16 protein-coding genes are annotated in these 23054 nt (G+C 72.1%); 6 read left to right on the top strand and 10 right to left on the bottom strand.

The window, feature by feature from the left end:
- The first annotated feature begins 3 nt into the window (after positions 1-3).
- From AB0L29_RS11050 to AB0L29_RS11035, 4 genes are all read left to right on the top strand, one after another.
- The gene (locus AB0L29_RS11050) at positions 4-981 is read left to right on the top strand and encodes a tetratricopeptide repeat protein (protein WP_365825647.1); all 978 of its coding nucleotides are present in this window, start codon (positions 4-6) and stop codon (positions 979-981) included.
- Between the two features lie 645 nt (positions 982-1626).
- Positions 1627-2268, top strand: coding sequence for a DUF6230 family protein (locus AB0L29_RS11045; protein ID WP_365825646.1), 642 nt, complete (start codon positions 1627-1629; stop codon positions 2266-2268).
- 188 nt (positions 2269-2456) lie between these two features.
- Positions 2457-3041 carry a DUF6114 domain-containing protein gene (locus AB0L29_RS11040; protein ID WP_365825644.1) on the top strand — a complete coding sequence of 195 codons (585 nt, stop codon included), beginning with the start codon at positions 2457-2459 and terminating at the stop codon, positions 3039-3041.
- Positions 3031-4467, top strand: a complete 1437-nt coding sequence (locus AB0L29_RS11035) for a hypothetical protein (RefSeq protein WP_365825642.1) — start codon at positions 3031-3033, stop codon at positions 4465-4467. Before AB0L29_RS11040 ends, AB0L29_RS11035 begins: the two co-directional genes overlap by 11 nt.
- Positions 4468-4569: 102 nt before the next feature.
- Here AB0L29_RS11035 and AB0L29_RS11030 read toward each other — a convergent pair whose 3' ends face one another.
- The 5 genes from AB0L29_RS11030 to pta all read right to left on the bottom strand — a co-directional run bounded on the left by AB0L29_RS11030 (position 4570) and on the right by pta (position 13924).
- Positions 4570-4923: a hypothetical protein gene (locus AB0L29_RS11030; RefSeq protein WP_365825640.1), complete on the bottom strand. Its 354-nt coding sequence runs from the start codon at positions 4921-4923 to the stop codon at positions 4570-4572.
- A complete protein-coding gene (locus tag AB0L29_RS11025) occupies positions 4913-8674 on the bottom strand; it encodes a hypothetical protein (RefSeq protein WP_365825638.1) in 3762 nt (1253 codons plus the stop codon). The genes AB0L29_RS11030 and AB0L29_RS11025 overlap by 11 nt, the downstream gene beginning before the upstream one ends.
- A 372-nt stretch (positions 8675-9046) precedes the next feature.
- Complete coding sequence (gene pyk, locus AB0L29_RS11020) at positions 9047-10477, bottom strand: pyruvate kinase (protein WP_365825636.1); 1431 nt, start codon at positions 10475-10477, stop codon at positions 9047-9049.
- A gap of 73 nt (positions 10478-10550) precedes the next feature.
- Positions 10551-11825: an acetate kinase gene (locus AB0L29_RS11015; RefSeq protein ID WP_365825634.1), complete on the bottom strand. Its 1275-nt coding sequence runs from the start codon at positions 11823-11825 to the stop codon at positions 10551-10553.
- Positions 11822-13924, bottom strand: a complete 2103-nt coding sequence (gene pta, locus AB0L29_RS11010; RefSeq protein ID WP_365825632.1) for a phosphate acetyltransferase — start codon at positions 13922-13924, stop codon at positions 11822-11824. Before pta ends, AB0L29_RS11015 begins: the two co-directional genes overlap by 4 nt.
- A 245-nt stretch (positions 13925-14169) precedes the next feature.
- Here pta and AB0L29_RS11005 point away from each other — a divergent pair, with 245 nt between their 5' ends.
- Positions 14170-15195: an ATP-dependent 6-phosphofructokinase gene (locus AB0L29_RS11005; RefSeq protein WP_365825630.1), complete on the top strand. Its 1026-nt coding sequence runs from the start codon at positions 14170-14172 to the stop codon at positions 15193-15195.
- Positions 15196-15450: 255 nt separating this feature from the next.
- Here the strand turns inward: AB0L29_RS11005 and AB0L29_RS11000 are convergent, their stop codons facing one another.
- The 5 genes from AB0L29_RS11000 to AB0L29_RS10980 all read right to left on the bottom strand — a co-directional run bounded on the left by AB0L29_RS11000 (position 15451) and on the right by AB0L29_RS10980 (position 21350).
- Positions 15451-16326, bottom strand: coding sequence for a carbohydrate ABC transporter permease (locus AB0L29_RS11000; protein WP_365825628.1), 876 nt, complete (start codon positions 16324-16326; stop codon positions 15451-15453).
- An 8-nt stretch (positions 16327-16334) separates the two neighbouring features.
- The gene (locus AB0L29_RS10995) at positions 16335-17282 is read right to left on the bottom strand and encodes a sugar ABC transporter permease (RefSeq protein WP_365825626.1); all 948 of its coding nucleotides are present in this window, start codon (positions 17280-17282) and stop codon (positions 16335-16337) included.
- Between the two features lie 13 nt (positions 17283-17295).
- On the bottom strand, positions 17296-18672 hold the full coding sequence (locus AB0L29_RS10990; RefSeq protein ID WP_365825624.1) for an ABC transporter substrate-binding protein: 1377 nt from the start codon (positions 18670-18672) through the stop codon (positions 17296-17298).
- A 336-nt stretch (positions 18673-19008) separates the two neighbouring features.
- Positions 19009-19695, bottom strand: coding sequence for a response regulator (locus AB0L29_RS10985; protein ID WP_365825622.1), 687 nt, complete (start codon positions 19693-19695; stop codon positions 19009-19011).
- Complete coding sequence (locus tag AB0L29_RS10980) at positions 19692-21350, bottom strand: sensor histidine kinase (RefSeq protein WP_365825620.1); 1659 nt, start codon at positions 21348-21350, stop codon at positions 19692-19694. The genes AB0L29_RS10985 and AB0L29_RS10980 overlap by 4 nt, the downstream gene beginning before the upstream one ends.
- A gap of 175 nt (positions 21351-21525) precedes the next feature.
- Here AB0L29_RS10980 and AB0L29_RS10975 point away from each other — a divergent pair, with 175 nt between their 5' ends.
- Positions 21526-22920: a cation:dicarboxylase symporter family transporter gene (locus AB0L29_RS10975; RefSeq protein ID WP_365825618.1), complete on the top strand. Its 1395-nt coding sequence runs from the start codon at positions 21526-21528 to the stop codon at positions 22918-22920.
- Positions 22921-23054: the final 134 nt, after the last annotated feature.

The raw sequence follows: 23054 nt of genomic DNA, 5'->3' as shown, positions 1-23054 counted from the left end.
CGCATGCAGCCACGGAACATGTCCATGAGCGGAGTCGTCGACCTCGCCGCGGTGAAGGCCGCCCAGGAGGCCAAGGCCAAGGCGGAGCAGGCGCGCGCCCAAGCGGCCCGGCAGGGCGGCGGGACCGGGGCCGTCTCCCCGGCCGATCTCGTCATCGACGTCAGCGAGTCCACCTTCGAGCGCGACGTCCTGCAGCGGTCCACCGAGGTCCCGGTCGTCATCGACTTCTGGGCCGAGTGGTGTCAGCCCTGCAAGCAGCTGAGCCCCGTCCTGGAGCGGCTCGCCGTCGAGTACGACGGGCGCTTCCTCCTCGCCAAGATCGACGTCGACGCCAACCAGATGCTGATGCAGCAGTTCGGCGTCCAGGGGATCCCGGCCGTCTTCGCGGTGGTGGCGGGCCAGGCGCTGCCGCTCTTCCAGGGCGCCGCGGGCGAGGCGCAGATCCGGCAGACCCTGGACCAGCTGGTGCAGGTCGCCGAGCAGCGCTTCGGCCTGACCGGCCTCACCGTCGACCCGGACGCCGAGCCGGGCGGCGAGCAGGCGGCCCCCGCCCGGCCCGCCGGACCGCACGACGCCCTGCTGGAGGCCGCCGTGCGGGCGCTGGACTCGGGCGACCTGAGCGGTGCCGTCCAGGCGTACAAGAACGTGCTGAACGAGGACCCGGGGAACGAGGAGGCCAAGCTCGGCCTCGCCCAGGCCGAGTTGCTCCAGCGCGTGCAGGGGCTGGACCCGCAGCGGGTGCGCAAGGAGGCGGCCGAGAAGCCGGGTGACGTGCAGGCGCAGGTCGCCGCCGCGGACCTGGACCTGGTCGGCGGGCACGTCGAGGACGCGTTCGGGCGGCTCATCGAGACCGTGCAGCGCACGGCGGGGGACGACCGGGACACCGTACGGGTGCGGCTGCTGGAGCTGTTCGAGGTCGTCGGTCCCGAGGACCCGCGGGTGATCGCGGCCCGCCGGGCACTGGCGCGCGCCCTGTTCTGAGCGGGGCGGCGGCCCGGTTCCCCGCCCCGCCGCCCGGCGTCCGGGCCGCTGGGGCCCGGGCGACCGCACTGCCGGCAGAGGATCACGGCGGCCGCGCTTTGCCAAATCTTGGCAATCGCGGCCGCTGTTACTGCCAGTAAGTCATGGCTGTCGGTCTGTCGGAGTCTGTCCAGCGATCAACAGCTTTGTCCCGCCGTCGGGCGCCACCCAGCGTCGCCGGTCGAGATCAGCGGGTCGTCCCTCGGTTATCCCCCCGTTACTAGCGAGTAACGATCCCCCTTGTGCGGGCGGCGAGAATGCACCACGATCGGCCACGCTCGGTCCATTCCCGCACCCCGACAGCCGGTCGGGTCGCGGGACTTCCTGGGTCCCCACCGAGCAGAGCCGGCGGCAGTGGCGCCGGCTCTCGGGCAGGGGGGTCTTCGCCCGTCGGCGAAGCCTGCCCAGCAGGGTTGTGCGTGATGCGTGTCAGGCGCGACCAGTGGTTGTCGCTCGGGGGTGATCGCCGGTGATTCGGGTGCTTTCGTGCGCCGTCGAGCGCGGGCGCTCTCCTTCCCGAGGACGTAGCACTTCTCCATCCCTGCCGGCTGAGCCGCCATCCGAGGCGAGCCAGGTCAGGAGATGTACGTCCGAGAAGGAGGAAACATGGAGTCCCAGGTGCGTGGCGGGACCAGATGGAAGCGGTTCGCTGTGGTCATGGTGCCCAGCGTCGCCGCGGCCGCAGCGGTGGGTGTCGGGCTCGCGCAGGGTGCGCTTGCCGCGTCGTTCAGCGTCTCCGGCCAGCAGTTCAAGGTGACGGCCGGTCACCTGCACGGCGAGGGCTTCGCCCAGTACGGCGGCATCGACAGCGTCTACACCAAGACCGACGGCAAGGAAAAGACACAGGTTCCGGTGGCGATCTCGTCGTTCGACGACGCGACGATCACCGAGATGTGCCAGTCGGTCAAGACCGTGATCCCCCTCATCAACAAGACGGTCTACCTCCGTCTCGACGCGGGGCACAAGGGCGAGGCGGTAACGGCCCACAACCTCTACATCGACGTCGCCCAGCTCGACGCCGACGCGAAGTTCACGAACATCGACATCGGCGTCGCGGTCAAGGACAAGACCCGCGGCCCCGACGTCAAGCAGGGCGAGAACGTGCTGCCGGGCGGCTTCGCCCAGCAGGCGGAGTCGGCCGACCTCTACGGCGTCGAGCAGACGGCGTGGGCGACCACGGCCGGCACGTTCACGCTCAACGACCTGTCGATGCGTCTCGGCACGGACTCCAAGATGGAGTGCTACTGACGGATTCCGTCACCGGGGTGTCCCGGGGCGGCTGAGCCGCCCCGGGGGGCGGGGAAGCCGAGGCTTCCCCGCCCCGCCGGCCCGGTTCGGCCGCGCGCCGGGCACCTCACCGACCCAGACTTCCGGCTTCTCCACGCCTACGGCCGAGCCGGTACGTACTTCCACCGGACCCAGGGAGCTGTTTTTCCATGAGTGCCGAGACTCCGGTCCAGAGCGCCGGGACCCTCACCCGGCTGCGTCTGCGATTCCGCGACTGGCGGGGCACCCGGCCGTTCTGGGCAGGCCTGCTCACCCTGCTCGGCGGAGTGCCGATCGCCTACTTCCCCTACGCCACCCTCAAGCTGGGCACCATGTCGCTCACCATGGCGACCACCGCGGGTGCCGGTTCCCTCATCATCGGCGTCCTCCTGGTCACCTTGGGCCTGACCATGTGGTTCCAGCAGGCGACCCGTGTCTTCGCCGGCATCGCGTCGATCATCCTCGCCCTGGTGTCCCTGGTCGTCTCCAACATCGGCGGCTTCGTCATCGGCTTCCTGCTGGCGCTGATCGGCGGCGCGCTCGCCGTCTCCTGGGCGCCGGGCAAGGCGGAGGCCGCGGGCGCCGGGCGGCGGGAAGCCGGCCGGGGACCGGCGGGAGAGGGCGCCGCGGAGAACGCCCCTGAGGGCACCGCCGGTGAGCCCGGCCGGCCGTACTCCCGCAACGAGGCCGGCGACGGCGGCCCGGCGGACGGCGCCTGGGCCGGGGACCGCGACGGGGGGCACCGTGTCGGCTGACGAGGTCCACGGCGAGAACCCCGCGGCCCCGGCGCGGGTGAGAACGGGGCCGCGCCACGCGGCCCCCAGGAAGCCGCTGTTCACCAGGTTCCACATGCCGGCCGGCAAGGCGATAGCCCTGGCGGCGATGCCGACCGCGGTCCTCATGGGGATGGGGTTCACGCCGACGCTCGCCGTCGCGGACAGCAACAACTCCTCCAAGCCGTCGTCGAACAACCTGACGGCCGAGGAGTACAAGGAGTGCGTGGCGGCGCTGGAGGAGGACGGCGAGGACGGCGCCTCCGCGTCCCCCACGCCCTCGCCCTCGGCGAGCGGCAGCGCCTCCGGAGGGCAGGACGGCGCGGCGGAGCCGAGCCCCTCGGCCTCCGCCGGCGGAACGGACGAGGGGGCGGCAGGCCCGTCGGGTCCCAAGGGCTCGGGCGGGACGGGGAGTTCGAAGGAGCCGGGAGGGCCGTCCTCTTCGTCGGATTCAGGTTCCGACGACAAGGGCGACCGGGCCGAGCCCGCGCCCGCCCCGTCCGCGAGCAAGCCCGCGCCGGACGGCGGCGGCCCGGCCGCCACGCCGTCCCCGGCGCCGTCCGGGAGCAGCGGCAACCTGCTGGAGGGCATCGGCGACGTCATCACCGGTGTCCTCACCGGTGGCGCCGGGTCCACGACGAGCCCCGTCCCCACGCCGTCCGCGTCCGTCCCGCCGTCCGCCCCGGCGACGTCCGGCAGCGCGGAGCAGGACACGCCCGGTCCCGCGAAGGGCACCGCCGAGAAGGCCACCGACGCGGCGGAGGAACCCTCCGGCGCGCCGTCCGGAGCGGCCGGGGACACCGCGGGGAAGGCCGAGCCGGCTGCCGAGGAGACCGAGCCGGCCGCCGGGGAAACCGCCCCGGCCACCGAGGAGCCGGCCGCCGAGGCCACCGCCTCGCCGAGCCCGTCCGCGAGCCCCACCGCGGACCCCGAGGACTGCCCGGCCGCCACGGACGCCGAGGGCGGCGTCGACAACAAGATCCTGCTGCCGGACGACCCCTGGTTCCTGGAGGCCAGCTCCCTGACGCTGAGGGGCGCCGACTACCAGGGCATCGTCGAGGTGCGGACCGCCAGCGGCAGCGTCAAGAAGGTGCTGAAGTACGTCATCTCCGGCGGCACCGACATCGACGACCTGCACCAGCTCGTCAAGGACAGGCAGTCCGGCAAGACCCACCACGTGCAGGCGGCCAAGGGGTCGACGTCCACGATCACCGACGGCGACACGGTGATGTACACGGAGAGGATCTCGGGCAACCTGCTCGGCCTGATCCCGGTCACCTTCGACCCGGAGCACCCGCCGCCGCTGAACATCCCGCTGATCTACTTCACCGACGTGACGGTCCAGCAGGCCGGCCAGTTCGGCGGCACGCTGACCGTTCCGGGGCTGCGTCAGTACACGACCGGCTGAGCGCCGCCCTCGCGAGCCCTGCCGGGAGCCGCGCAGGACTGTGCCCCGCCGGGAGTCCGGCGGGGCACAGTCGCGTTCCGGGCGGTGGGCGGACACCCGGGGTCAGTCGTCCTCGTCCTCGGCGGCGAGGCGCGGCAGGACGTCGGTGTCCATGCCGTACTCGCCGAAGAGGTCGACCAGGGCCCTGGTCATGGCGTCCAGGCCCCCTTCACGGACGATCACGAGGTCGGGGATCTGGAGGTACAGGCCACCGGCGCACTCACCGGTGGCGGACCAGCGGTCCATCACCTCGGCGATCTTCCGGGGAGTCATGAAGCTCGCGCTCCACCCCTTGCCGTCACGGGCCCGGATGATCGCGTCGACGTCCTCGACCGTGTCGGCGTCGTCGTCCAGACCCAGTACGTACGTGACGGAGAAGTCGGCCGTCTCCACGGTCACCAGCGGTTCATGAGCCATAGATCTTCAGCAGCTCCTTGATGACGTGCGGCTCGTTCGGTTTGTCGGACTTGCCGACGATCTCGAAGCCGCCGTCGACCTCGCGGAAGAAGAGCCGTGCACCCTTGTCGCCCCGAAGGTAGCGGATGCCGTGCGACAGCGCCTTGGAACCCCTGCCCGGCTGGTCGTTGCCGTCCAGGAGTTTGTCGATGAGCTGGTTCATCTCGCGCTGCACGTCCTGGTTCCTCGTGGACTTCTCGGCCAGCTTGGCGAGCTTGCTGTTCTTGCCGAGCGCCGAGGTCACGCAGATCTTCGGCTTGCCGGCGGAGGCGGTGGCCTTGCCGGCCGGTGCGGCGGGTGCCCCGGCCTTCGCGGAGGCACCGTGGACCGCGGCCCGCTGGACGGCGGCGCCTGCCGCTGCGAGGCACGCGACAGCGCTCTCGCCCTTCTTGACCCGGTCCAGGACCGTACGGAGCCGGTCCAGGGTGTCCTTGGCCTTGTCCAGCTTCTCCCAGAAGGAGTGGATGCCGCTGCCGATCCGGTAGATCGCCTTGGCGACCGCCGGGAACTTGGTGACGGCCGCGCCGACGAGGACGACGTTGGCCAGCGTCCACAGGCAGCTCTCGACGTCGCGCTTGGTGAAGCACTTCTTGGCGTCGTTGTAGCCCAGCTCGTCCAGGAGGATCTGGCCGCCGTTGGCGACCACCCAGTCCATGACGTCCATGGCCAGGAGCTGCTTGGCGCTGCGGAACTCGTCCACGCAGGACTGACCGCACTGGGCGAGGAGCAGGGCCTCCTCGTCCTGGGTGAGGTCCGGTCCCGTGTCGGGCTCGGGGCCCTCCATCGCGGCCTCGCGGGCTTCCTCCTGCTCCTTGAGGAACTCCTCCTCGGCGCGGTCGGCCGCCTCGTCGGCCGCCTTCGCGTCCTCGTCGGCGTTGGCCGCGGACTTCTCCGCGGCGTCGGCGTCCTTCTCGGCCTGGGTGGCCGCCGAGTCCGCGGCGCCGGCGTCGCGGGTGGCGGCGTCGGCGGAGGCGCGGGCGTTCGCGGCGCTCTTCTCGGCCTCGGTGGCCTCGTTGTTCGCCGCGGCGGCCTCGCTGGAGGCGTCGCGGGCGGCGCTGTCGGCGTAGAACCAGTCCGTGCCTGCCTGGGCGACGTACTCGCTGGTCCTGGCGTCGGCCTTCTTCGCCGCCTCGGCGGCCTCGGCCGCCTCCGCCGCCGAAGCGCGTGCCGCGGCCGCGGACGTGAGCGCGGCCGCCGCGTCGGCGGCCGCCGCCGCTGCCGCCTGTGCGGCGAGCTTGGCGTCGCCGGCGGCCTTGTCGGCCAGCGCCTTGGCATCGGCGGCGGCCTTGGCGGCCTCCTTGGCCTTGGCGGCGGCCGCGGCGGCCTGCTGCTCGGACAGCGACAGCGAGGTCTGGCCGATCAGGACCGCGAAGGCGGCCGCGGAGTCCGACTCCCGGTACGGGGTGCCCACCGCGATGGCGGTGTTGGCGGGCTTGATCACCTCGGTCGCCGAGTCGCGGGCCGCGGAGGCCGCCTGGCCGGCCGCATACGCGTGGCCGGCGGTCACGGCTGCCCAGGACCTGGTCCTGGCGGCCTCGGCGCGGGCCGCTTCGGCCTCCTGGCTCGCCTTGAGGGAGGCGGCCTGGGCCTTCTTGGCCTCCTGCTCGGCCTTGGCGGCGTTCGCCGACGCGGCCTCGGAGGCGCCGATGGCCTCGGCGGCCGCGGCGTGCGCGACCGCGCCCGCGGCGGTGGCCGTCCGGTAAGCCGACCACGCCTTGTCGGCGGCCGCGCGGGAGCGCTGCGCCGCGGCCTCGGCACGGGTGGCGGCGGCGCGGGCGTTCCGCGCCGCGGTGCTCGCCTCGTCCGCGTCGGCGTGCGCCCGGGTGGCCGCGGCGGCCGCGTCGCCGGCGGCGGCTCGGGCGGCGGTGGCCGCTTCCCGGGTCTCGCCCGCGGCGCTGGTGCCGACGGCCGCCGCGGCGGCCGACTCCAGGGCGGCGGCTCGGGCGGCGGTGGCCTTCTTGTCGCGCTCCGCCTCTTCGGCCTTCTCGCGTGCGGCGGCGGCCCTGCCCTCGGCGAGGAGCGCCACGGTGAGCTGCTCGTCGGCCGTCCTGGCGGCGCCCTCCGCCCGGGTGCGGGCCTGACCGGCCGTCTCACGCTCGCCGGCCGCGCGCTGCTCGGCCGCCTGTGCCTTGGCGCGTTCGTCGGCCGCGGTCTGGCGCTCCTTCGCGGCGAGGGCCTTCTCCCGCTCGGCCTTGGCGCGCTGCTCCTTGGCGGTCTGCGCCGCGACGCGGGCCGTCTCCTGCGCCCGCTCGGCGGTGGCCTGCGCGTTCTTCGCCTTCGTGGCGTTGGCGGCGGCCTCCTTGGCCAGCGCGTCCGCGGACACCCGGGCCGCCTTCGCCTGGGCGGCCGCCTCCTGCGCGGCGATCCGCCGGAACTCGGTGTTGACGGCGTGCGCCTGGGTCCGGGAGAGCGCGAACAGCGCCTTGCTGTCCGCCACCGTCGCCTTGGCGGCGTTCACGGCGGTCTGGGTGGCCTTCGCCGCCGCCTGGGCCGCCGCGTACGAGGCCTTGGCGACCTGCACCGACTGCTGGGCGTACAGCAGCCCCCGGCCGCGCGGCGTCTTGGCCGCGTCGGCGATGGCGTACGCGTCGTTCTGCGCGCCGGCGGCCTGCTCGGAGGCCGTCTTGGCGGCGGCCACCGCCTTGTTTGCGAGGGCCAGTTGGTCGGCGGCCCGCTTCTGGGCGTTGGCCAGGTCCGTCTTGGCCTGGGTGAACACCGCGGGCTTGGGCCGGTGGATGTCGTCCTTGGGCTGACCCGCCCAGTACTTCTGCCACAGGAGGATCTGGTCGGCCAGCCAGGCCTGCCCGATGGACTCGATCATCGCCTCGGTGGCCTTGCGGGCCTCCGCCGACGCGGTCGTCTCGGCGGCCATGATGGTGGCTCGGGGCTTGGCCTGGGCGGCGTACTCCTGCTCCCACTCCTGATGGGCCGTCAGGACCACGGGAGTGAGGATCCGCCGGGCGTCGACCGGGTTGAAGCTGTCGCAGCCGCCCCAGGCGACCTTGAGGGCCTCGACCTCCATGCGGTACTCGGCGGAGCCCTCCTCCAGCGGCTCGGTGACGAAGCCGCCGTGCCTGAGGAAGGCGGCGATGTCGCTGGCGGTGGTGTAGTTGTGGGGGCCGCGGACGTCGGTGTCCCCGAGCATCGTGCGGGCGGCCATGTCGTTCCAGCTGTCCTGGCCCTCGATCTCGGCGGCGATCTTCCTCGCCTTGTCGACCGAGGCCGGGGTGGGCACGCTGCGGCCGTCCTGCCCGAGCCTGCCGTAGAGGTCGCGCTGCGGGCCGAGGGTGAAGGCCACGATGTCCGCGTCGAACTCGGGGGCGTGGTAGCTGGTGCCCGAGTCCCAGCCGGTCTGCGCGTAGACCTTGTTGGCGGTCTCCCAGCGCTCCTTGCGGTCCTGGGAGTCCCGGAGGTACTGGATGACACCGTCGTTGTCCTTCGAACGGGCGTCACCGAGGGTGCCCATTCCGAGGTGGACGCCGTCGAGGGCGGTGGCGAGTTCGGCCGTGGTGCCGTTCAGCGCCTTGGCGGCCGCGGCCTTCATGGCGGGCCCGCCGACGTGCAGGGCCACCCCTGCCATGCACCGGTTGATCCGGTCCGTCGCCCCGATGCTGATCCGGGGACTGCCGGCGTCCGGGTCCTCGGGAACCGGTTCGTCGGCCCGGGCGGGCACCGCGTACACCAGTCCCGTCAGCACGGCGGACGCCGCCATGAGGGCGGTGCCCGCTAACCCCCTTGAGAGCAGAGCTCTTCGCATATTCCTGCCTGTCTTGTGGACCAATGGTCAGCCCAGGCAGAGAGGCAGGCACGGCTGTGCCGCAGCCGAGATCGGACGGCGGACGGTGGTCGACGTCCGGTGATGTCCGATGCCCTGGTCAAAGGTTTCCGCGTGCTGGTCGGGCACGCTCCCCCGCACCCTCTCCCCAAGGGCCGGACAAGAGTTACACAGGCAACGGAAATCCGGTAGGGCGTTTTTCCGACCCACTGGTCACCGGGAGCACCCTGACACCGGGGGCGTCCCCCTGCCGTGTCGGGCAGGGGGACGCCCCCGGTGTCGTACGGGAACCGCGCGGTCCCTTCCGGATCAGTTCGCGGAGCCGTTGCCCAGGTGGTGGACGCGGACCATGTTGGTGGTGCCGGGGACGCCGGGGGGCGAGCCCGCGGTGATGACCGCGATGTCGCCCTCGTTGAACAGGCCCATCTTGACCATCTCCTGGTCCACCAGGTCGACCATCTCGTCGGTGCTGTTCACGAACGGCACGACGTACGGCTCCACGCCCCAGCTCAGGGTCATCTGGTTGCGCGTCGACTCGTCGGTGGTGAACGCGATGATCGGCTGGGCCGCGCGGTAGCGGCACAGGCGGCGGGCGGTGTCGCCGGACTGGGTGAAGGCCACCAGGGCCTTGCCGCCGAGGAAGTCGGCGATCTCGCAGGCGGCGCGGGCCACCGAACCGCCCTGCGTGCGCGGCTTCTTGCCCGGCACCAGCGGCTGCAGGCCCTTGGAGAGCAGCTCCTGCTCGGCGGCCTGGACGATCTTCGACATCGTCCGGACGGTCTCGATCGGGTACGCGCCCACGCTCGACTCGGCCGACAGCATGACCGCGTCGGCGCCGTCCAGGATCGCGTTGGCCACGTCGGAGGCCTCGGCGCGGGTCGGGCGGGAGTTGGTGATCATCGACTCCATCATCTGGGTCGCCACGATCACCGGCTTGGCGTTGCGCCGGCACAGTTCGATCAGACGCTTCTGCACCATGGGGACCTTCTCGAGCGGGTACTCGACGGCCAGGTCGCCGCGGGCGACCATCACGCCGTCGAACGCCATCACGACGTCCTCCATGTTCTGCACCGCCTGCGGCTTCTCCACCTTGGCGATGACCGGGACCCGGCGGCCCTCCTCGTCCATCACGCGGTGCACGTCGTGCACGTCCTTGGCGTCGCGGACGAAGGACAGGGCGACCAGGTCGCAGCCCATGCGCAGCGCGAAGCGCAGGTCCTCGACGTCCTTCTCGGACAGCGCCGGGACGTTGACGGCCGCGCCGGGCAGGTTGATGCCCTTGTGGTCGGAGACGACACCGCCCTCGATGACGATCGTCCGCACCCGCGGGCCCTCGACCTCGGTGACCTTCAGCTCGACGTTGCCGTCGTTGATGAGGATCTGGTCGCCCTTGGCCACGTCGCCGGGCAGGCCCTTGTAGGTCGTCCCGCAGATCGTCTTGTCGCCCGGGACGTCCTCGGTGGTGATGGTGAACTCGTCACCGCGCACCAGCTCGACCGGGCCCTCGGCGAAGGTCTCCAGGCGGATCTTCGGGCCCTGCAGGTCGGCGAGGACACCGATGGCCCGGCCGGTCTCCTTGGCGGCGGCACGGAGGCGGTCGTACCGCCCCTGGTGCTCGGCGTGCGTGCCGTGGCTGAAGTTGAAGCGGGCCACGTTCATGCCGGCTTCGATCAGCGAGACCAGCTGCTCGTGGGAGTCGACCGCGGGGCCGAGAGTACAGACGATTTTCGAACGGCGCATGGGGCGATCCTATCGGTTTGTTTCGCTACGGAATATTCCGTCTGGCGGAAAATACAAAAGGGCGGGATGCCGCTCAGGTGAGATTCACCGAGTCCTTTACCAGCGCGTAGGTCTGCGTCGCGATCTCCAATTCCTCGTCCGTCGGCACCACGGCGACCTTCACCCGGGCGTCGTCGGGCGAGATCAGCCGCGGCCCGTCGCCGCGTACGGCGTTCCGTTCGGGGTCCACGGCCAGGCCCAGCCCTTCCAGGCCCGCCACCGCCGCCCGGCGCACCGGTGCCGCGTTCTCGCCGACCCCGGCGGTGAAGGCCACGGCGTCCACCCGTCCGAGAACGGCGTAATAGGCGCCGATGTACTTCTTCAGGCGGTGAATGTAGATGTCGAAGGCCAGCTTCGCCCGCTCGTCGCCCTGGTCGACGCGACGCTGGATCTCCCTCATGTCGTTGTCACCGCACAGGCCGATGAGACCGCTCTTCTTGTTCAGAAGAGTGTCGATCTCGTCGGCGGACATTCCCCCAACACGCATCAAATGGAAGATGACGGCCGGGTCCATGTCTCCGGACCGCGTACCCATCACGAGCCCCTCCAAAGGCGTCAGCCCCATGGAGGTGTCCACGCACCTGCCGCCCCTGACCGCCGAGGCCGACGCCCCATTGCCCAGGTGCAGCACGATCACGTTGACCTCGGACGGATCCTTGCCCAGCAGCCTCGCCGTCGCCCGGGAGACGTACGCGTGCGAGGTGCCGTGGAAGCCGTAGCGGCGGATGCGGTGCGCGTCGGCGGTCTCGACGTCGATGGCGTAGCGGGCGGCCGGCTCCGGCATCGTCGTGTGGAAGGCGGTGTCGAAGACGGCGACCTGCGGGAGATCGGGCCGCAGCGCCCGGGCCGTGCGGATGCCGGTCAGGTTGGCCGGGTTGTGCAGCGGAGCCACCGGGATCAGCCGCTCGATCTCGGCGAGCACGGCGTCGTCGACGACGGTCGGCTCGGTGAAGCGCTTCCCGCCGTGCACGACCCGGTGCCCGATCGCGGCCAGTTCGGGGGAGTCCAGGCCCAGGCCGTCCGCGGCGAGTTCCTCCGCCACGGCCTTCAGGGCGGCGTCGTGGTCGGGGATCGGGGCGGTGCGCTCGCGGGTGTCGCCGCCGGAGTGGAGCGGGGTGTGCCTGAGCCGGGAGGTCCGCTCGCCGATCCGCTCGACCAGCCCCACCGCCAGCCGGCTGCTGTCGCGCATGTCCAGCAGCTGGTACTTCACCGACGAGGAGCCGGAGTTGAGGACGAGGACACGGGAGGAGGGGGCCGGGCGCTGCTCGCCGGACGGGACGGTGGTGGAAGACGGGCGGGCGGAACTCACTGGGCGGCTGCCTTCTCGCTCGGGGACGGGTCGGGGGACTGGGCCTGGATCGCCGTGATGGCGACGGTGTTGACGATGTCCTGGACGAGGGCGCCCCGGGACAGGTCGTTGACCGGCTTGCGCAGACCCTGCAGCACCGGCCCGACGGCGATCGCGCCGGCCGAGCGCTGCACGGCCTTGTAGGTGTTGTTGCCGGTGTTCAGGTCGGGGAAGATCAGCACGCTCGCCTGCCCGGCCACCTCCGAGCCCGGCAGCTTGGTCGCCGCGACCGACGGCTCCACGGCCGCGTCGTACTGGATCGGTCCCTCGATCTTCAGGTCGGGCCGGCGCGCGCGCACGAGCTCGGTGGCCTCGCGCACCTTGTCGACGTCGGCACCGGAGCCGGAGGTGCCGGTGGAGTACGACAGCATCGCGATCCGCGGCTCCACGCCGAACCGGGCGGCGGTCGCGGCCGACTGGATGGCGATGTCGGCGAGCTGCTCGGCGTCCGGGTCGGGGTTGACCGCGCAGTCGCCGTAGACGAGGACCTTGTCGGCCAGGCACATGAAGAACACCGACGAGACGATCGAGGCGTCCGGCTTGGTCTTGATGATCTCGAAGGCGGGGCGGATCGTCGCGGCCGTGGAGTGCACGGAGCCGGACACCATGCCGTCGGCCAGCCCCTCCTGGACCATCAGCGTGCCGAAGTAGTTCACGTCGGAGACCACGTCGTACGCCAGCTCCACGGTGACGCCCTTGTGGGCGCGCAGCGCCGCGTACTTCTCGGCGAAGGCGTCGCGCAGCTCGGAGACGGCCGGGTCGATGAGCTGGGACTCGCCGAGGTCGATGCCGAGGTCGGCGGCCTTCTTGCGGATCCGGTCGACCGGGCCCAGCAGGGTGAGATCGCAGACACCGCGGCGCAGCAGCACCTCGGCGGCGTGCAGCACGCGCTCCTCGGTGCCCTCGGGCAGGACGACCCTGCGCAGGTCGGAGCGGGCCTGCTCCAGCAGCTTGTGCTCGAACATCATCGGGGTGACGCGGCCGCTGCTGGGCGCGGACACCCGCCCGATCAGGTCGGCGGTGTCGACGTGGCGCTCGAAGAGGCCGAGCGCGGTCTCCGCCTTGCGCGGGGTGGCCGCGTTGAGCTTGCCCTCCAGGGAGGACAGCTGCTCGGCGGTGGGGAAGCTGTTGCCGGGCACCGAGACGACCGGGGTGCCGGGGGCCAGGCGGGCGGCCAGGGTGAGGACGTCGTCGCCCGGCACCTCGTTCAGGGTGAGCAGCACGCCGGCTATCGGCGGGGTGCCGGCGCTGTGCGCGGCCAGCGAGCCGACGACCAGGTCGGCGCGGTCGCCCGGGGTGACGACCAGGCAGCCCGGGGTCAGGGCGTTCAGGAAGTTCGGCAGCATGGCGCCGCCGAAGACGAAGTCGAGCACGTCCCGGGCGAGCCCGGACTCGTCGCCGAGCACCACCTTGGCGCCCAGGGCGTGCACGATCTGGCTGACCGTGGGCGCGGACAGGGCGGGCTCGTCGGGCAGGACGTAGCAGGGTACGGGGAGCCGGCCGGCGAGCTGCGCGGCGATCTCGTCCCGGTCCTCGCGGGCCACCCGGTTGGTGACCATGGCGAGGACGTCGCAGCCCAGGGTGTCGTAGGCGCGGTAGGCGTTGCGGGTCTCGGCCAGCACCGACTCGGCCGCCTGCCTGCGCCCGCCCACGACGGGGATGACGGAGGCGCCGAACTCGTTCGCCAGCCGGGCGTTGAGGGACAGTTCGTCCGGCAGCTGGGTGTCGGCGAAGTCGGTGCCCAGGACGAGGACCACGTCGTAGTCGCGGGCGACCAGGTGGAAGCGCTCGACGAGGGCGGCCACCAGCTCGTCCGTGCCCCGCTCGGCCTGGAGGGCGGACGCCTGGTGGTAGTCCATGCCGTAGACGGTGGCCGGGTCCTGGGACAGCCGGTAGCGGGCCCGCAACAGGTCGAAGAGGCGGTCGGGACCGTCGTGGACGAGGGGACGGAACACCCCCACCCGGTCGACCTGCCGGGTCAGGAGTTCCATGACCCCCAGCTCGACGACCTGGCGGCCGTCGCCGCGGTCGATACCGGTCACGTACACGCTGCGGGTCACGCGCGGTCTCCGTTTCGTCTTCGGGTCGGTCTTCGGGGTCGGTCTTCGGGGTCGGTCTTCGAGGGGCTGGGCCTTCGAGGGGCCCGGTCACAAAAATCGCCCACCGAGGTGAGCAGAACCCTCTTGACAATACCTCCGTTGATGGATAAGGCGCCCGTCAGAGTGGGGGTCGGCGCCGGGTTGCGGGCCATGAAAGAATCGGCACTGGCTCACCGGTATCCACAGCGAGCAGGAGACACAGCACGATGCGTATCGGAGTTCTCACCGCAGGCGGCGACTGCCCCGGCCTGAACGCAGTGATCCGGTCGGTCGTGCACCGAGCGGTCGACAACTACGGTGACGAGGTCATCGGCTTCGAGGACGGCTACGCGGGCCTGCTGGACGGCCGCTACCGCAGCCTCGACCTCAACGCGGTCAGCGGCATCCTGGCCCGCGGCGGCACCATCCTCGGATCCTCCCGCCTGGAGCGCGACCGGCTGCGCGAGGCCTGCGAGAACGCCTCGGACATGATCCACGAGTTCGGCATCGACGCGCTGATCCCGATCGGCGGCGAGGGCACGCTGACGGCGGCCCGGATGCTGAGCGACGCCGGCCTGCCCGTGGTCGGCGTACCGAAGACGATCGACAACGACATCTCCTCCACCGACCGCACCTTCGGCTTCGACACCGCGGTCGGCGTCGCCACCGAGGCGATGGACCGCCTGAAGACGACCGCGGAGTCCCACCAGCGGGTGATGGTCGTCGAGGTCATGGGCCGGCACGCCGGCTGGATCGCCCTGGAGTCCGGCATGGCGGCCGGCGCGCACGGCATCTGCCTGCCCGAGCGCCCCTTCGACCCCGCCCACCTGGTCAAGATGGTCGAGGAGCGCTTCGCCCGCGGCAAGAAGTTCGCGGTGATCTGCGTCGCGGAGGGCGCCCACCCCGTCGACGGCACCATGGACTACGGCAAGGGCGCCATCGACCAGTACGGACACGAGCGCTTCCAGGGCATCGGCACGGCCCTCGCGCACGAGCTGGAGCGGCGCCTGGGCAAGGAGGCCAAGCCGGTCATCCTCGGCCACGTCCAGCGCGGCGGCACGCCGACCGCGTACGACCGGGTGCTCGCCACGCGTTTCGGCTGGCACGCGGTGGAGGCCGCGCACCAGGGCGAGTTCGGCAAGATGACCGCGCTGCGCGGCAACGACATCGTGATGGTGCCGCTGGCGGAGGCCGTGACCGAGCTCAAGACGGTGCCGAAGTACCGCATGGACGAGGCGGAGTCGGTGTTCTAGGGCCTGTCGTCGAACTCCCGTCGTCCGCCCGGAGAGCGGGCCCCGCGGCGTCGGGTGCGTGCTCCCGGCGTGCCGGGCGCGGGCCCTCGTACGAGATGTACTCGGGTCTGCGCCCGGTGCGGCGAGAGTGCGTGCAGGGCGTCGCGGGGCAGGCGGGAGTCCGACGACAGGCCCTGGACCCGGACGGAAGGGAGCCGCGCGGGCGGCGGGGGCGTCGGACGGCGGGCGCCGTCGTCCGCGCGCCGGACGCCGGGGTCACCCCCTGACCGCGCCGCCCAGCGCGAACCCTCCGCCGAGCTTCCGGGCGATCAGCACGTACAGCATGATCACCGGGGTCGAGTAGACGATCGAGAACGCGGCGAGCTGCCCGTAGGCCACCATCCCGCGGTTCCCGAAGAACTCGTTGATGCTCACCGACGCGGGCATCCGGTCCGGGGTGAGCAGGAGCATGAAGGGCACGAAGAAGTTGCCCCACGTCATCACGAACGAGAAGACCGTCACCACCGCCGTCCCCGGACCCATCAGCGGCAGCACGATCCGCACCAGGGACTGCAGGGCGCTCGCCCCGTCGGTCCAGGCCGCCTCCTCCAGCTCCTTCGGCACGCCGTCCATGAAGTTCTTCATCAGCCAGATGGCGAAGGGGAGTTGGGAGGCGGTGAAGAAGAGGATCGCCCCCCGGGCCGTGTCGATGAGATCCACCCGCACGAACAGCGCGTACACCGGCACCATGATCGCCGTGACGGGCAGGCCGGTGGCGAACAGGATCGTCAGCAGGAACGGGCGGTTCAGGCGGGAGCGGAACCGGGAGAGGGGGTAGGCGGCGAGCGCCGCGCACACCACCGTCAGCGCGGTCGCGCCCCCGCACAGGACCAGGCTGTTCAGCAGGGGGGTGAAGGTGATGTCGGAGGTCAGGACCGCGTCGAAGTGGTCGAGCGTGAGCCCTTCGGGGGCCTTCACCCGCAGGTCCGCCCGCGGGTCCAGGGAGGACAGCACCACCCAGGCCAGGGGCAGGGCGAAGGCGGCGGCGACGGCCAGCAGCCCCGCGTCGGCGGCCAGGCGGCGGGCGGTGCGGCGGGAGATGGGGCGGGAGGCGGAGCGGGAGGTGGAGCGGAAGATGGAGGGAAGAGCCATGGCGGTGGTCAGACCTCCGTCCGCAACAGGCGCGTGTACAGCAGGGAGAACAGGGAGCCGACCAGCAGGAGCAGCAGGGCGACCGCGGTGCCGTAGCCGATCAGGCTGTTCTGGAAGGCCTGCTCGTACATGAACAGGGGCAGCGTCTGGCTCCGCCCGCCCGGACCGCCCCTGGTCATCACCCAGATCAGTCCGAAGACGGACAGCGTCTGCAGCGTGATGAGCATCAGGTTCGTGCCGATGGAGCGGCGGATCATCGGCAGCGTGATGTGCCACAGGCGGCGCCAGCCGCCCGCCCCGTCGACCTCGGCCGCCTCCGTGACCTCCTGGGGGATCCCGTCGAGTGCCGCCGAGTAGACGAGCATGGAGAAGGCCGTCCCGCGCCAGACGTTGGCGAAGGACACGGCCAGGACGGGGAGGGTGAAGAGCCAGTTCTGGGAGGGCAGGCCGAGCCAGTCCAGGAGGGCGTTGAGGGTCCCCTCGCGGCGGAAGAACGCGTAGAGCAGGAACCCGGCCACCACCTCCGGCAGCACCCACGCCGTGACCACGACGCCGCCGGTGAGCGTGCGGACCGGCTTCGAGGCGCGCCGCATGAGAACCGCCAGCGCCAGACCGAGGGTGTTCTGCCCGACGAGGGCGGACAGGACGGTGAACACGACGGTCAGCCACACGGCGTTGAGGAACTCCTCGTCCCGCAACGCCCGGCGGAAGTTGTCGAGGCCGACGAACGACTCCTGCGCCTGCCCGGTGAGCTGGAGGTCGGTGAAGGCGATCCAGACGCAGTAGCCGATCGGCCCGGCCAGGAAGAGCAGCAGGAGGACGACGGCGGGGGAGAGGGGCAGGAGGCGGGCCAGGAAGCGGCGGACGGGGCGGGGCCGGGGTGCGGCGGGCCGCGGGGCGGGCCGCCCCGGGGGTGTCCTGGCGCGGTCCGGGCCGGCCTGCGGCGCGGTGGTCATGGGCGCCGTCCGCTCACTTCTCGACGACCTGGCCGTCGGTGGCGTCCCTGAGGGCCTCGTCGTACCCGCGCGCGGCCTCCTCCACCGACATGTCCCCGGTCGTCACCCCCTCCATCGCCTCCTGGATGGCGGTGGAGACCCTCGGGTACGCCGGATAGGCCGGGCGGTAGTGGGTGTGGGCGACCAGGTCCGTGAAGAACTCGATGCCGGGCCGGGCGGTGGTGTACGCGGGGTCGTGAGCGACGTCCTCGCGCACGGCGATGCCGGAGTTGGCGACGTACCACTTCCTGGCGTTGTCCTCGGTCTGCATCGTCCTGACGAACTCGAAGGCCAGGTCCGGATTGGCCGCCCTGGCCGGGATCGACCAGGCCCAGCCGCCGGACATGCTGACCCGGCCGGGGGCCTGGCCGTGCTGGGTGGGCATGGCGGCGAGGCCGAGTTCGTCCTGCCACCCGGGCCACGCGTGGCCGCTGCCCTTCAGCCAGTCCTGCGGGAGCCAGGAACCGTCCAGGGCGATCCCGAGCCTGCCCTCGGGCAGCCACTCGCCCCGCACCCGGGTCATGACGTTGGGGTCGAGGGCGTCGGAGACGTCCGGGCCGAGCTTCTCCCGGTAGACGGTCTCCACGAAGGAGAGGGCGTCCTCGAAGCCCCGGCTGCCGGCGATCCACTTCTTGCTGCCCTTGTCGTACAGGGGGTCCTCCGTCCCGTCGCCGGTGCCGTACAGCAGCATCTCGAAGGTCTGCATGGTGGCGGCCTCGCCGACGGGCTTGCCGGTGTAGACGTTCAGGGGGATGACGCCGGGGACCCCGCGCTTGATGGCCCGGGCGGCGGCGAGGACGTCCTGCCAGGTCCTGGGCTGCCAGGCGGCGGGCAGGCCGGCCTTCTCGAAGACGTCCCTGCTGTACCACAGGGCGCGGGTGTCGGTGCCGTCCGGGACGCCGTACGTCTTGCCGTCCTCGCCCCTGGCGGCGGCCTTCGCCGTGTCGGTGAACCGGTCCCAGTCGGGCCACTTCTCCAGATAGGGATCGAGGGGTTTCAGATAGCCGCTGGCGATGTCCGAGTTGATGAGGAAGGTGTCCTCGTAGACCAGGTCCGGGGCGGTCCTGGCGGAGCGCAGCATCTGCTGGAGCTTGGTGTAGTACTCCGAGTCCGGCGCTTTGACGGGGACCAACTCGACCTTCTTGCCCGGGTGTTGCTTCTCGAACTGCTCCTTGACGTCCGCGAGGTAGGTGTCCATCACCTTGATGGAGTTGTCCGTGGACTGCTTGAAGGAGACCTTGAGGGTGTCCGGGTCGCTGCCGGAGCCGTCGCCGCAGGCGGTGAGGGCGGTGGCGGCGGCCAGGACGGTGGCGAGGAGGGGGGTGAGGGCGGCGGTGGGGCGCACGGGCATGACCTCCTGCGGACGCACGTCGTTGTGGCCGGGGGTTGTCTGCCCAGTGAACGTAAGAGGGGCGGTCCGGTCAGGTCAATGAGTCTGCGGCGGATCGCCGTGCGGCGGCCTTCGCGGGGCGGCGCGGCGCACGCCCCCTCAAGGCGCCGGCAAGTGGCCCGCGCACAGGGGGAGTCGGCCGCGGGGGAAGGGAACCACGACGTGCCGCAGACCCCGGGAAGCAACGACCTCACCGTCGGCCGGCTCCTGCTCGCCGAGGCACCGACCGTCCTCGGGCTCGCCGCCCAGGTGGTCTCCTGCGCCCGGCCCCCCGGCGCCGCCCGGGACACGGCGGACTCACCGCCCCGTCACCCACCGGTACCGCAGCTCCGGCCGCCCCACCGTCCCGTACTGGGGGCGCCGGGCCGCCCGGCCCGCGTCCACCAGGTGTTCCAGGTAACGGCGGGCCGTGATGCGGGAGATGCCCACCGCCTCGGCGACCCCGGCCGCGGTCAGGCCCTCCGCGCTGTCGCGCAGGACGGCGGTGACCCGTTCCAGGGTCGGGGCGCTGAGCCCCTTCGGGAGCGCCGCCGGGCCCGGTGCCCGCAGGGCCGCCAGGGCCCGGTCCACCTCGTCCTGGCCGCTCGCCTCCCCCGCGGCCCCCCGGAACTGCGCGTACCGCACCAGGCGGTCGCGCAGCGTCGCGAACGTGAACGGCTTCAGCACGTACTGCACGACCCCCAGCGACACCCCCTCCCGCACCACCGCCAGATCACGCGCCGAGGTCACCGCTATCACGTCCGCGTGGTACCCGGCCGCCCGCAGCGAGCGCGCCAGTTGCAGCCCGTGCCCGTCCGGCAGGTGCAGGTCCAGCAGGAGCAGGTCGACGGCCGTCCGGTCCAGCCAGCGCCGCGCCTCGGCCCCGGTGTGCGCCTTGCCCACGGCCACGAACCCCGGCACCCGGCCGACGTACAGGACGTGCGCGTCGGCGGCGACCGGATCGTCCTCCACGACCAGCACGCGGATGGGCTGCTCGTTCGTCATGCGTCGCCTCCGGAGGCCGGGGAGCTCGCCGGGCGCGGAGGGACCGCGCCTTCGGCGACAGGGTCGCGCAGCGGCAGCCGCACCTCGAACCGCGCTCCGCCGCCGGCCGCCCCGGCGACCGTCAGCGAGCCGCCGTGCCGGGTCGCCGCCTGCCGCACGAGCGCCAGGCCCAGCCCCCGGCCGCCCGGCCCGGACGGCTTGGTCGTGAAGCCCCGCCGGAAGACCGCCTCGGCGTGGGCGGGATCCACGCCCGGCCCGGTGTCGCAGACCCGCAGGACCAGTTCCGCGTCGCCCTCGGTGAGGGCCGTGACCGTCACCCGCGGACGTACCCCGCCCTGCGCCGCGTCCACGGCGTTGTCGATCAGGTTGCCCAGGATCGTCACCAGGTCCCGGGCCGGCAGCGAGGGCGGCAGCAGACCGTCGTCCAGGCGGCTGTCCTGCGACACCACCAGCTCCACGCCCCGCTCGTTCGCCTGCGCCGTCTTGCCCAGCAGCAGCGCCGCCAGCACCGGTTCGCCCACCGCCGCGACCACCTGGTCGGTCAGGGCCTGGGCCAGTTCCAGCTCCGCCGTGGCGAACTCGACCGCCTCCTGCGCGCGGCCCAGCTCGATCAGGGAGACCACCGTGTGCAGACGGTTGGCCGCCTCGTGCGCCTGGGAGCGCAGCGCCTGGGTGAAGCCGCGCTCGGAGTCCAGCTCGCCCATCAGGGACTGCAGCTCGGTCACGTCGCGCAGGGTGACGACCGTGCCGCGCCGTTCGCCGCCCGACACGGGCGAGGTGTTCACCACCAGCACGCGGTCCGCGGTCAGGTGCACCTCGTCCACCCGCGGCTCCGACGCCAGCAGGGCGCCCGTCAGCGGGGCCGGCAGGCCGAGATCGGCCACCGGCCTGCCCACCACCTCGCCCGGTATGCCCAGCAGCTCCCGACCCCCGTCGTTGACCAGCGCCACCCGGTACCGCCCGTCCAGCATCAGCAGCCCCTCGCGCACGGCGTGCAGCGCGGCCTGGTGGTAGTCGTACATGCGGCTGAGCTCGGTGGCGTTCATGCCGTGGGTGTGGCGGCGCAGCCGGGCGTTGACGACGTAGGTGCCGATCGCACCGAGGGCGAGGACGCCGGCCGCGACGCCGATCAGCGCGGCGACCTGGCTCTGCACCCGCCGGGTGATCGCCTCCACCCGGATGCCCGCGCTGACCAGGCCGACGATCCGGTCGCCGTCCCGGACGGGCGTGACCGCGCGGACCGACGGGCCGAGGGTGCCGGTGTAGGTCTCGGTGAAGGTCTCCCCGCGCAGGGCCCGGTCCGTGTGGCCGCGGAAGCGCCGGCCTATCTGGTCCCGGTCGGGGTGGGTCCAGCGGATGCCCGCCGGGCTCATGATCGTGACGAAGTCGACCTCGGTGTCGCGCATCACCCGCAGGGCGTACGGCTGGAGCTCGGCCGTCGGGCCGGGGGAGCGGATCGCCTCCAGGACGGAAGGGGAGTCGGCGACCGAGCGGGCCACCGCCCTGGCCTGGCGGCCCGCGGCGTCCTCGGCCTGGCTGCGGTCGCTGAGGTAGGTGAACAGCGCGTATCCCGCCACCACGACCGCCATCAGCACGGCCTGCATGGCGAAGAGCTGGCCCGCCAGGCTGCGGGGTCTCGGGAGCGGGAGGCGCATGCCGTCAGTCTGCCTCGTGGCCGATTGTGAACTAAATGAACGGAAGGGTGACCGCGCTCACAGCGCGGGCCATAGTCACGGCATTCCCCGAACCGCATCCGCGGGAGCACCGCTCCCGCCCCCGGACGTGAGCCGCACGCCGGTGATGCCGACGACGACGTCAAGGAGGGCCGCCGTGACCAGCACAGCCGATACGGCACCTGCCGCACCCGAAGCCAAGCGGGACCGCACGCACTATCTCTACATCGCGGTGATCGTCGCCGTCGCCCTCGGGATCGCCGTGGGCCTGGCGGCGCCCGACTTCGCGGTCGGGCTGAAGCCGATCGGCACCGGGTTCGTGAACCTGATCAAGATGATGATCTCGCCGATCATCTTCTGCACGATCGTGCTGGGCATCGGCTCGGTGCGCAAGGCCGCCAAGGTCGGTGCCGTCGGCGGCATCGCGCTGGGCTACTTCATGGTGATGTCGCTGGTGGCGCTGGGCATCGGCCTGGTCGTCGGCAACGTCCTGGAGCCGGGCACGGGCCTCGCGGTCACCGATGCGGTCAAGGAGACCGGCCAGGCGCAGGTCGACGCCGAGGCCAAGGACACCACCGAGTTCCTGCTGGGGATCATCCCGACCACGATCGTGTCCGCCTTCACCGAGGGCGAGGTCCTGCAGACCCTGCTGATCGCCCTGCTCGCCGGCTTCGCGCTGCAGGCCATGGGTCCGGCCGGGCAGCCGGTCCTGCGCGGTGTCGAGCACATCCAGCGACTTGTCTTCCGCATCCTGGCGATGATCATGTGGGCCGCCCCGGTCGGTGCCTTCGGCGCCATCGCCGCCGTCACCGGCTCGGCGGGCGTGGACGCGCTCAAGAGCCTCGCCGTGCTGATGCTCGGCTTCTACGTCACCTGCGTGCTGTTCGTCTTCCTCGTGCTCGGCGCGCTGCTGCGGGTCGTCGCCGGCCTGAACATCCTCACGCTCTTCAAGTACCTGGGCCGCGAGTTCCTGCTGATCCTGTCCACCTCCTCCTCCGAGTCCGCGCTGCCGCGGCTCATCGCGAAGATGGAGCACCTGGGCGTCAGCAAGCCGGTGGTCGGCATCACCGTCCCGACCGGCTACTCCTTCAACCTCGACGGCACCATGATCTACATGACCATGGCCTCGCTGTTCATCGCCGACGCCATGGGCACGCCGATGTCGGTCGGCGAGCAGATCCCGCTGCTGCTCTTCCTGCTGGTCGCCTCCAAGGGCGCCGCCGGTGTCACCGGCGCGGGCCTGGCGACCCTGGCCGGCGGCCTGCAGTCGCACAAGCCCGCCCTGGTCGACGGGGTCGGCCTGATCGTCGGCATCGACCGCTTCATGAGCGAGGCCCGCGCCCTGACCAACTTCGCGGGCAACGCGGTCGCCACCGTCCTGATCGGCACCTGGACCAAGGAGATCGACAGGGAGCGGGTGGACGACGTCCTCGCGGGCCGGGTGCCCTTCGACGAGACGACCCTCCTGGACGACGGCCACGGCTCGCCGGCCGGCGCCGCCGTACCGGAACCGGAGCGGGAGGGCGGGGCGAAGGAACTCGCCAAGGCCTGACGGACTCCGGACGGCCGGCCCCGCCTGAACCGGGGCCGGCCGTCCGGCCCTGCCCGGCCGTGCGGCCGTGGCGAGTTTCGTCGCCCCCCCCACCCCCTACCGTTACGGGAACGCGGCCCCCGCCCGCGCGCCCT

It is taken from the genome of Streptomyces sp. NPDC052701 (assembly GCF_040678355.1).
Lineage (GTDB): Bacteria > Actinomycetota > Actinomycetes > Streptomycetales > Streptomycetaceae > Streptomyces.
Note: the sequence above shows the minus strand (reverse complement) of the source record. Positions and strands in the feature narration are given on the sequence as shown.

Excerpts from the sequence above, each read along its gene's own strand:
- AB0L29_RS11005 (WP_365825630.1), top strand. The coding sequence starts at position 14,170 with ATGCGTATCGGAGTTCTCACCGCAGGCGGCGACTGCCCCGGCCTGAAC.
- AB0L29_RS10995 (WP_365825626.1), bottom strand. The coding sequence starts at position 17,282 with ATGACCACCGCGCCGCAGGCCGGCCCGGACCGCGCCAGGACACCCCCG.
- AB0L29_RS11030 (WP_365825640.1), bottom strand. The coding sequence starts at position 4,923 with ATGGCTCATGAACCGCTGGTGACCGTGGAGACGGCCGACTTCTCCGTC.
- AB0L29_RS11025 (WP_365825638.1), bottom strand. The coding sequence starts at position 8,674 with ATGGCGGCGTCCGCCGTGCTGACGGGACTGGTGTACGCGGTGCCCGCC.
- AB0L29_RS10985 (WP_365825622.1), bottom strand. The coding sequence starts at position 19,695 with ATGACGAACGAGCAGCCCATCCGCGTGCTGGTCGTGGAGGACGATCCG.
- AB0L29_RS10990 (WP_365825624.1), bottom strand. The coding sequence starts at position 18,672 with ATGCCCGTGCGCCCCACCGCCGCCCTCACCCCCCTCCTCGCCACCGTC.
- pyk (WP_365825636.1), bottom strand. The coding sequence starts at position 10,477 with ATGCGCCGTTCGAAAATCGTCTGTACTCTCGGCCCCGCGGTCGACTCC.
- AB0L29_RS11045 (WP_365825646.1), top strand. The coding sequence starts at position 1,627 with ATGGAGTCCCAGGTGCGTGGCGGGACCAGATGGAAGCGGTTCGCTGTG.
- AB0L29_RS11050 (WP_365825647.1), top strand. The coding sequence starts at position 4 with ATGCAGCCACGGAACATGTCCATGAGCGGAGTCGTCGACCTCGCCGCG.
- AB0L29_RS11000 (WP_365825628.1), bottom strand. The coding sequence starts at position 16,326 with ATGGCTCTTCCCTCCATCTTCCGCTCCACCTCCCGCTCCGCCTCCCGC.
- AB0L29_RS10980 (WP_365825620.1), bottom strand. The coding sequence starts at position 21,350 with ATGCGCCTCCCGCTCCCGAGACCCCGCAGCCTGGCGGGCCAGCTCTTC.
- AB0L29_RS11040 (WP_365825644.1), top strand. The coding sequence starts at position 2,457 with ATGAGTGCCGAGACTCCGGTCCAGAGCGCCGGGACCCTCACCCGGCTG.